Source organism: Kitasatospora sp. SC0581 (genome assembly GCF_048159585.1).
GTDB lineage: Bacteria > Actinomycetota > Actinomycetes > Streptomycetales > Streptomycetaceae > Kitasatospora.
The window spans coordinates 1-334 of sequence record NZ_JBLRWA010000287.1 but is presented as its reverse complement, the minus strand read 5'-3'; the positions used below and the strand labels follow the sequence as shown (position 1 = coordinate 334).

1 protein-coding gene is annotated in these 334 nt (G+C 71.0%); it reads left to right on the top strand.

Features of this window, described 5'->3' with window-relative positions; translation table 11 throughout:
- Positions 1-334: plasmid transfer protein TraA (traA, locus tag ACLWS4_RS38125; protein WP_416876588.1), on the top strand; the 334-nt coding region annotated here is incomplete at both ends.

The following is a 334-nucleotide window of genomic DNA, read 5'->3' as shown; positions in this document are numbered from 1 at the left end:
CCCGTCGTTCGGGATCAACCTGAACCTGGGCAACGGCAGCCACAACACCACGAGTTCGGGCGGCGGCGGAGGCTTCGCGGCGGCCGGCGGCAACGGCCGGATCCAGACCAGCAACTCCCACTTCATCCTGGGGGAGCCGGAGTTCGGCGGCACGGACCAGGTGATCCAGTACTGCAACCACGTCCGGGCGGTGATGGTGCAGGCCGCCATCGAGCTCGCGGTCGCCTCGAAGATCCTGGAGGCCCGCCTCGCCCAGGCCAGTGCGGACCCCGGCGCCAACGTCTTCCAGCGCCGCATGGCGGCCCGGTCGGTGGCCAGCAAGCTGCGCAAGGCG